The 9,913-nt window shown below is 42.4% G+C and carries 3 protein-coding genes; all 3 read left to right on the top strand.

The annotated features are described in order from the left end of the window. The first annotated feature begins 163 nt into the window (after positions 1-163). Positions 164-601: a hypothetical protein gene (locus tag QUA90_RS29395; RefSeq protein WP_333448679.1), complete on the top strand. Its 438-nt coding sequence runs from the start codon at positions 164-166 to the stop codon at positions 599-601. A gap of 344 nt (positions 602-945) precedes the next feature. After that, positions 946-1,290 (top strand): peptidylprolyl isomerase, encoded by a 345-nt coding sequence (locus tag QUA90_RS29390; protein WP_333448678.1) that lies wholly within the window; start codon positions 946-948, stop codon positions 1,288-1,290. A gap of 72 nt (positions 1,291-1,362) precedes the next feature. Further along, positions 1,363-9,913 (top strand): DUF4347 domain-containing protein (locus QUA90_RS29385; protein ID WP_333448677.1); only part of this gene is annotated, 8,551 nt, incomplete at its 3' end.

Here is a 9,913-nt window from a genome sequence, read left to right as displayed (position 1 = left end):
GCCTATTTTTTTTTAGCACACATTGGCTCAATCCTTACAAAGGTATGGGTTTCAGGCTGGTTGTTACCCCCCCAGCTTCGATAGTTGGTTTAGTTCCTTAGCCAACTTGAAGTTGATTGCCAGCTATAGCTGGACTTGGCTGACTCGACTCAAATGCAATCGCTTGATCAATCCAAATCGCACTGCCAATCGACCTATTAGTGACGTGGCCCTCGCCGCCAGTGGGACGGTGGTTCATCTCAAAGGCTATGGCTTGATCCTAGTATTCAAGATTGTTGCCCCAGACGGTGACATTGACTACTGGGCCACCAATGATTTAAAGATGAGTCCCCTAAAACGCCAGCAGTGGGCAGAGTTTGAGTGGTCGATCGAGGAATACCACCGTGGTCTCAAGCAATGCTGTGGGATTGAAAAAGCCCAAGTGCGTTCTGCTCGCGCTCAACGCAATCACATTGGATTGGCGATTCGAGCCTTTCTCCGCCTGGAGTTGCATTGGTTTCATCGGGGCATCAGTTGGTATGAGTCTAAACTCAGCATTGTTCGGGAGGCAGTGCGCTCCTATTTAACTGCTCCTTGGCTTTCTCTTTCACTAACTGCGTAACTCCTGACTATATACCCTAATTATGAAGATTCTGTAAAGAGGCTGATGTTAAGGAACATCTGACTTAATCAAGGACTATACTGTGTTTTAAAGAACAAAAAATTAAATCATCCTCCCAAAGGCTGATTTTTAGGTTTCGTTAAGAAATAACCTGTTAAATTCTGGGAGGCAGCAGGGAACTTACAGTAACGCCGGAAGCGTTCAAAGAGAGAAAAGCCAAAAACATAAAAGGGAAAAGTTTCCCGACTACTTTTGTTCCTTCTTTGAAAAAGGGAGAAAAGTAAATATTTCTTAGAGTAACTATACAGAAGTTTAGCTATCGGTGTGATAGTTCTAAATTTTGTTTGGTAGTTAACGATGAAAAATTCGCCCAAGAGTTAAAAAACCGGATTATACAAGGATCTAGCTTTGAGCAGTTAGGCAGAGGATATGCAGCAAATTCTGAAAAAGTAATCAATTTCCCTACGGGAACTATTAGCCGAGGAGAAATGCCAGAACAGATGAGAAATGCTGTAGATAAAGCAAGAGTTGGCGAATTAATAGAACCGTTTTTAAGCGATAACAATTGGTTTTTATTGCGGATCGAGCAATTGTTGACAGTTACGCTAGACGGGGAAATTAAGCGACAGCTACAAAATGAATTGTTTGAAGAATGGTTGAGAGAGAAAATGACCAAAAGCAAAATCTAGATGGAATTGCGAGAAGGCTTTTAAGTATTTGTAGAATGCAGAAACTTTGATGAATTAGGAAAATAGGATATTATGGATACCAACGAATTCAAATCTCATTATTCTCTACTTCCATTAGGGAACGAACGGGACAAATTAAATTTCGATTTGTTGATGGGTGGAAAAAATGCGATAGCACCCACAAGCTTACAAACATCTCTACCTGAAGTCGAGTTCGTGGGAAGCAACGGATTATTGCCCATTACGCCGCTTAAAGAAGATGCAAATTTGGCATATAATGCTACTCAAACAGTAATACCAGGTCGAGATTTCATTACTGGCGAAGTAATAGATAATTCTTTAATCGGGACTGATATAAATCAACATATCATAGCTAAGGAAATTGTTTTTGTCGATTCTTATATTGACAATTATCAACATCTAATAGCTAGCATTAAGCCTAGTGCAGAAATTATTATTCTTAATAGAGAAAATGATAGTATTAAACAGATTAGCAATGTTCTAGCCCAACGTAGTGAAATTGCTGCTATCCATATCATTTCTCACGGTAGTTCAGGAAGTTTACAGCTAAATCCAACAGATCTTAATCTGGATAATCTCAATAAACATAGTCAGCAGATTCAGCAATGGGCAAATGCTTTAACCAAAGATGCTGACATTTTATTATATGGTTGTAATGTTGCTTCTGGCGAAAAAGGTTTAGCATTTGTTGATCTGTTAAGTGAATTAACGGATGCAGATATTGCCGCTTCTAATAATATAACTGGTAATATCTCTTTGAATGGTGATTGGATTCTCGAAGAGAATACAGGTGAAATCGAAACCCAATTTTTGTTTAATAAAGGAGCAATTACATCCTATGCTTACACTCTTGATACTAGCCTTTCATCGGAACAAATTAATGAAATTGTTGACGAATTAGTTGGCTCTGGAGGTTTATTTGATTCAATCCAAAACCAAATCAGCAATCAAGTCACTAATCAACGCCTCCCTATTGTAGGAACAAAGTTAAACACAGTTACTCAGTTTTTTGATACAAGTTTTATTAGCAACCTAAAGGCTCAACTAGAGGTTATTAAGAATAGCGCCACACCTACAGTTCAAGCTGTTAAACAGATTTTATTTAATGCCTTTGGCGTAAATGGAACAAATGGACTATTGGTTCTAGATCCCAATGCAGATAAGGACGGCATATTAGATACAGTAGCAGATTTTAATGATATTAAGTTGGTGCTGACTGATGCGAATAATTTTACCTTCGATCTTCAACTTAAAAAAGACTTAACTTACACTTCAGTTCCCCTACCCTTGGATCTGGGATTACCAGCCTTAATTTTTAATTCTACTGGGCTAGGGCTAGATGCTAAAGTTGGTTATGAATTTGGTTTAAAATTCGGACTAGACAATGGTATTTTCAGTTTTGATACTTCCGCTAAAGATGAGTTTAAATTAAATCTTAATGTGGGGCTAAAGGATAATTTAAGTGCTGAAGCAAACCTGGGATTGTTAAATTTTGCTGTTAAGGAAGCTGCGGATAATCCACTTCAGTTTGGCGGGGCAATTTTGGTGGATCTGCAAAAAACTAATGGAGAATTGACAGCAACTCCTACATTATCTGCGGGACTAGAAAACAAAACAAATATTAGCTTAGACCTCCTAACCAAATTTGGCACTGATGATAAATTCCCTTCCATTAAAGCTAAGCTTGATATTGGGTGGGATGCCAAAGCGGATCTGACCTTAGAAAATTTTGATGTTAAGTTCAGAGATGTAAAAATTGATGCTGGTTCGTTCATTAGTGATTTTATCCGTCCGATTGGAGAACAATTTGACAAGGTTTTTAAACCCCTTCAACCAGTTATAGATATTCTTGATGCAAAAATACCTGGTACTAACCTAGGAATTATTGAACTTTTAGACGATGCAGCGCCAATCAAATCATTTATCAATACTTACAAACAACTGAGCAAATTCAAAACGATCGCTTCTAGTGGTCAGTTTGTAATGATTGATAACTTGGATTTGAGTAACTACATTAGCGGTGATCTCTTCGATTTAAATGCAGACAAGCTAAAAAGTGCTAATTTAAGCATACCCTTTGTCCCTAAAACTTTACCCAGTGAGTTCACCGAATTAGAAAAGATAGGAGTTAATCTCCCTATTCTCACTAACCCGTCCGAAGTATTTAAACTTTTGATTGGTAATGAAAATGCAACTTTGTTTGATTTTGATATGGCACCTGTTGGTTTCAAAGTGCCACTTCCTGATATATCAATTCCTGTTTTGCCTGTTCCACCCATCGGCATTAAGTTTGCGGGTGATTTTAGCTTTAATGCTAAATTTGGTTTTGGCTACGATGCAAAAGGATTAAATCGGACTCTAGAGAAAACAGGTAAACCGTTTGACGGGTTTTATCTCAAAGATACTTCTGGGTTAGGGTTAGGTTTAGAAATTAGAGGATCGGGTCAGTTAGGGGTTGATAATGAATTTGTATCGGCAGCTTTGGGTGTTGGTCTTTCCTTAAATTCGGATATAAAAGCTACTTTGAAGGATGATATTGAGCCTGATCATCGGCTGCGTACTTATGAAATTGAAAAAAAATTACAAAAAAGTCCATTATGCCTATTTGAACTTAATGGCCAGATGAAATTAGGCATTTTTGGTGAAGGTACAGTCGGTATAGGGCCATTCAAGAAAACAACTCGCAAGACATTTTTTGACAAAGTGTTAGTTGATTTCAGCTTGGATTGTGGTGATAGCCAAGGCAGCCAACCAATGTTAGCAAACCTAGATAATGGTGTATTGCGATTAAATATGGGGCGCTATGCCGACCAACGGGGTATTGTCAATAATACTGATGGCAATGAAACATTCAAAGTTGAGCATATAGATGGTGAAGCTGTTAATGAAACAGTAAAAGTTTCAGCTTTCGGACTGACTGAAGAATTTACAGGAATTAGTAAAATTTACGCCGAAGGTGGTGCAGGTGATGATGTAATTGAACTAGCACCAGAGGTATTAGCAGAGTCAGAACTGTGGGGAGATTTTAATCCTGAAAACGGTGTTGCAACCGGACCAGATGGCAAAGCCAGACCAGATGGCAAAGATCGCCTCTTTGCGGGTAAGGGACTGGCAAAACTTTATGGTGGTGGAGATGATGATTATTTGACTGCTGAGGATTTCACTGCTAAGGATGCACCTAATCTGACTCGTACAGGTTCAGCTTATCTCTACGGTGGCGACGGTAATGATGAAATTGCTGGAGGCAGTTCCGATGATTTTATTTATGGTGGTGCTGGAGAAGATGCGCTGTATGGTAATGATGGGCGGGATCTAGTCTATGGCGAGCGACCAAATGCCACAGCAGATATTTCTGATATTCCTGCCAATCAAGCTGGCGATTTGATTAGCGGTGGAAAGGGCGATGATTCTCTCTATGGAGAAGTTGGTAATGATATCATCGAAGGTCTTTCGGGTAATGACAATATCGATGGTGCCGAAGGTGACGATGCGATTACTGGCGGCGCAGGTAGCGACTTAATTCTCGGCGGTAAAGGTAAGGATCTCATCCTTGGTGAAGCAGAAAACGTTCCTCTCGGTCAAGGCGGTAACGATACCATTTACGCTGGTGCAGACGATGACACTATTGAAGATGATGAAGGCGATGACATCCTCGACGGCGAAGGTGGTTTCGACTCCATCAAAGGCGGTATTGGAAATGATTCGATCGCAGGCGGTGATGCTAACGACACTCTCGAAGGTGGTGCAGATAACGACACCGTTTTTGGTGGTTTAAACGATGACATTTTGCGCGGTCAAGAAGGCGAAGACTATTTAGAAGGTGGCGACGAAAACGACCAAATATTTGCTGGTGCTGGTAATGACCAAATAATTGGCGGTAACTCGTTTGCTTCCAGCAATAACGGTGATGACACTATTTATGGTGAAGATGGTAACGATCGCATCCTTGGCGATAACGGAAATGTAGAAACTCTTACCTTAATTAGTAGTGCTGGCAACGACAAAATCTTTAGCGGTAACGGCAACGATTTAGTTTACTCTCAAGGTGGCGATGATTATGTAGAGGGTAGCATCGGATTTGATACCATCTTTGGCAGTCTGGGAAATGATTCGCTACTCGGCCAAGAAGATGATGATTATATAGAAGGTGGTGCAGATAACGACACCGTTTTTGGTGGTTTAAACGATGACATTTTGCGCGGTCAAGAAGGCGAAGACTATTTAGAAGGTGGCGACGAAAACGACCAAATATTTGCTGGTGCTGGTAATGACCAAATAATTGGCGGTAACTCGTTTGCTTCCAGCAATAACGGTGATGACACTATTTATGGTGAAGATGGTAACGATCGTATCCTGGGCGATAACGGAAATGTAGAAACTCTCACCTTAATTAGTAGTGCTGGCAACGACAAAATCTTTAGCGGTAACGGCAACGATTTAGTTTACTCTCAAGGTGGCGATGATTATGTAGAAGGTAACATCGGACTTGATACCATCTTTGGCGGTCTGGGAAATGATTCGCTACTCGGACAAGAAGATGCAGATTATATAGAAGGTGGTGCAGATAGCGATCGCATTTCCAGTGGCGCAGCCGATGATTTAGTAATTGGCGGTTCTTCTAACCTTGATGACTTAGAAGACAAGTCAGACGGCGCAGATGAAATTATCGGTGATGTCGGTAACGATATTATCTTAGGCGACAACGGCACCATCAACCCTGTCACCCGCGATGTTATCACTAACCCTAATGGCGGTGCAGGTAGCGATACTATCTACGGTGGTATTGGCAACGAAATCATTTTTGGCGGTGGTTTAAATGACTACCTCGTTGGTGATGCTGAAAATGGCAGCGGAAAAGATATCGTTGTAGGCGACCAAGGTTCATTAAATGCCAACTACATAGTTGCAGAACATTCCCCAGTTGATAACTCTGGTGGTAACGATACCATCAGTGGTAGTGGTGGTGAAGACTTCCTCTTGGGTGGCGATGGTAATGATAGCATTGCTGGCGATGCAGATCCAGATGTTCTCGTTGGTGATAACGGTAAATTAACCTTGAATCAAGGTGTAGTTACACGCATCGAAACTACTAACCCAGAAAACGGTGGTAACGATACGATTACTGGTAGCAATGGCGCTGATCTTTTGGTAGGTGGGACCGAAGATGATAACCTTTCTGGTGGTAGCGATGAATCAGCAGATATCCTATTAGGTGATAACGGCGTTGTTGTCATAAATGACGCTACCGAAGACGCTAACGATATCTTCTCTATTTTCCCGACTGCTGGCGGTAAAGATACTATTGATGGTGGCGCGGGAAATGATATTGCGATCGGCGGTACGGCTGAAGATCTGCTGTTAGGATTTACAGGTGCAGATATTCTCCTTGGCGACCACGGACGCATTACCCGCGATAATACTGACAGTGTGCAAAGAGTTGCTACCACCTTTGAAGATAACGGCGGTGACGATAGCATTGATGGTAACGAAGGTGCAGATATTGCACTCGGCGGTCAAGGTAATGACAGCATCACTGGTGGAAACGCTGACGATATTCTGTTAGGTGATAACGGTATTGTTGTCCGAAAGGATGGTAGTGAAGACGCGAACGATATCTTCTCCACTTCCCCGACTGCTGGCGGTAGCGATACCATTACTGGTGATGAAGGCGCAGATATAGTTGTTGGCGGTAGAGTTGGCGATCACATTTTCGGCAACCAAGATAATGATATTCTCCTCGGAGATGGCGGTCGCATTACTCGCAACGCTAATGATGTAGTAGAAAAAATCGAAACTACCTTCCCAGATAACGGCGGCGATGATACCGTTGAAGGCAATCAAGGTAAAGATATCATCCTTGGTGGTTATGCCAATGATCGCCTGACTGGTAACACCGAAGCTGATATTATCTTGGGTGATAATGGCGTACTGAATTACGTAGTTGATAACAACCCTGCTACGCTCGATTTAGTTACCACTACCAACCCAACTTTAGGTGGTAACGATACCATTGACGGTAACGAAGGAGATGATATTGCCTTTGGCGGTAGTGCTGCGGATATCATCAACGGTGGCGATGGCAAAGACTTAGTATTTGGCGATCACGGTAAAGTAGATTTCAGTTTACCCGCCAACCAAAACTTCACCTCAATTGATACCTCAATTACCGATAAAGGTGGCAACGATATTATTCATGGTAACGCCGATGACGATATTATCCTTGGCGGACAAGCTGACGATTTAATCTTTGGAGATGGTGGCGATGACGACATCATTGGCGGTCATAATGTCGCAGGTGGCACTGATGGTAATGATTCCATAAATGGCGGTACTGAAAATGATGTCATTACTGGCGATAACGCGATCATTACCCGCCGCGTCGATAATATTAGTCCAAGGATGCGCGTCCTCGCAGGTGAAACCATTTATGATGACGCTGGCAATCCTTCAATTACTGCCAACAGTCAAGCGAATCCTACTACTAAGACCGAACGCAATATCCAGTTACTCGACCATTCTGTCAACGCAGATGCTAAGACTTTTGGCAATGATGCGATCGCAGGGGGTGCGAACAACGATATGATCTTCGGACAACTGGGTAACGATGTCATCCAAGGCGATAGTTCCATCAGCGAAGTAGTTAGCCTCACAGATCCTTCGGTAGAAAATAGCAATGACGGCGACGATTATATTGAAGGCAATGGTGGCAACGATTTAATCTTTGGCAATTTAGGTCAGGATGATATTATCGGTGATAGTTCCAGTCTGTTTGGCAACGACACGCAAGCAAAACGTCCGACGGGTCAAGATACCATTTTTGGTGGTGCAGGAACGCAGATCGATCGCAACAATCTGGGCGACCAGTCAGCAGAAGGACACGCTCGCGATGCAGATGCAATCGTTGGCGATAATGGTAATATCTTCCGCTTGGTAGGTACTAAAGGTAATTATAGCGGCAAGTTTCTTAACTTTACCTACGATAATTACAGTAAATCACTGCAAATTATTCCTCGCGCCATTCAACTACTTGACTATACTTCCGGCGGTAATCCTAACAACTTGGGTGGCGATGATTTAATCTTGGGAGAAGCGGGTGATGATGTCTTGTATGGCATGACTGGTAATGATGTTATGTTCGGTAACGCACAAGATGACGACATCTTTGGCGGTACGGGACACGATCGCATTTACGGCGGAACGGGTGAAGATGGAATCTTAGGTGATGATGGACGCATTATTACCAGTCGCAATGGCGAAACCGAAACCCTTTACGGAATCACAGTACCAGACCAAGAAGGAAAAATTGGCTTACCTGGGCCATTCATCGGCGCGATAGTGAACGAAAAAGCTCGCTTGAAGAAAGAAGCGCGTTGGTTAGCTTTTGAGTCAGGCGGTAATGATGTAATTTACGGCGGTTTAGGCGATGACTTCCTGCATGGCGGTGCTGGTGATGATGGCATTTCCGGTGCAGAAGCTTTGCCAGAATTCTACAATATGCTTGCAGTAAAAGATTTTAACACGTTGCGCTACGATCCACTTACTCGCAAGTTAGCTGCTTATGATGCAGTTAATCCGCGTCTGAAGATTAATAATTTCTTCCTCAACTTTGAAGCAACTAACGCTAAAGGCGAAAAAGTTGATGATGGCAAAGATTACATCTTTGGTGACTTTGGTAATGATTGGTTGGTAGGCGGTACTCGGAACGATCGAATGTTTGGCGGTATGGGTGACGATCTGTTAAATGCCGATGATAACCACGATACTAATAACGGACTCAACAACCGTCCTGACGATCCAGAATTTGCTGATGGTGATTTTGCCTTTGGTGGTGGCGGTTTAGATGTGATGATTGCGAATACGGGACGCGATCGGTTATTTGATTGGACGGGTGAATTTAACAGCTTCATCGTGCCATTCAGTCCGTTTGGACAGCCTACTATTGTGCGATCGATTTCGCCTCACGTTGTTGATTTCCTACTTGCTCTCGGTGAAGATAGCGGCGCAGATCAAAACCTAAGCGAACCTTATGGCGAACTCGGTTTAGTGACGCAAAAAGATCCGCAATGGAAGGATCAACATGGTGCGCCTCGCGATCCTCAACCGGGAAATATACCAGGAGTGCAACGCGATACTCAAGGTCAACCTGAATGGCAATCTAGCCAAGGCGGTAGTAATTCCAGTCAACCTCCCCAAGCTGGCAGTTCCAACGGTCAAGGAAATGGCAATGCGAATTTAGCGCCCGAAGTTAACGATCGTGATAATCAAGGAAATGGTAATGCCAACTTACCTCCTGAAGTAGATAACTCCCAAAACCAAGGTAATACTAACCCAAAAACCGAAGTTGATGATGACAATAATCAAGGAAATGGTAATACCAACTTACCTCCTGAAGTAGATAACTCCCAAAACCAAGGTAATACTAACCCAAAAACCGAAGTTGATGATGACAATAATCAAGGAAATGGTAATACCAACTTACCTCCTGAAGTAGATAACTCCCAAAACCAAGGTAATGGTAATACCAACCCAAAAACCGAAGTTGATGATGACAATAATCAAGGAAATGGTGATGCCAACTTACCTCCTCAAGTAGATAACTCCC

The sequence above is a fragment of the Microcoleus sp. D3_18_C4 genome, from assembly GCF_036702355.1.
GTDB lineage: Bacteria > Cyanobacteriota > Cyanobacteriia > Cyanobacteriales > Microcoleaceae > Microcoleus.
The sequence above is the reverse complement of the archived record's forward strand: the minus strand, read 5'-3'. Positions and strand labels throughout refer to the sequence as shown.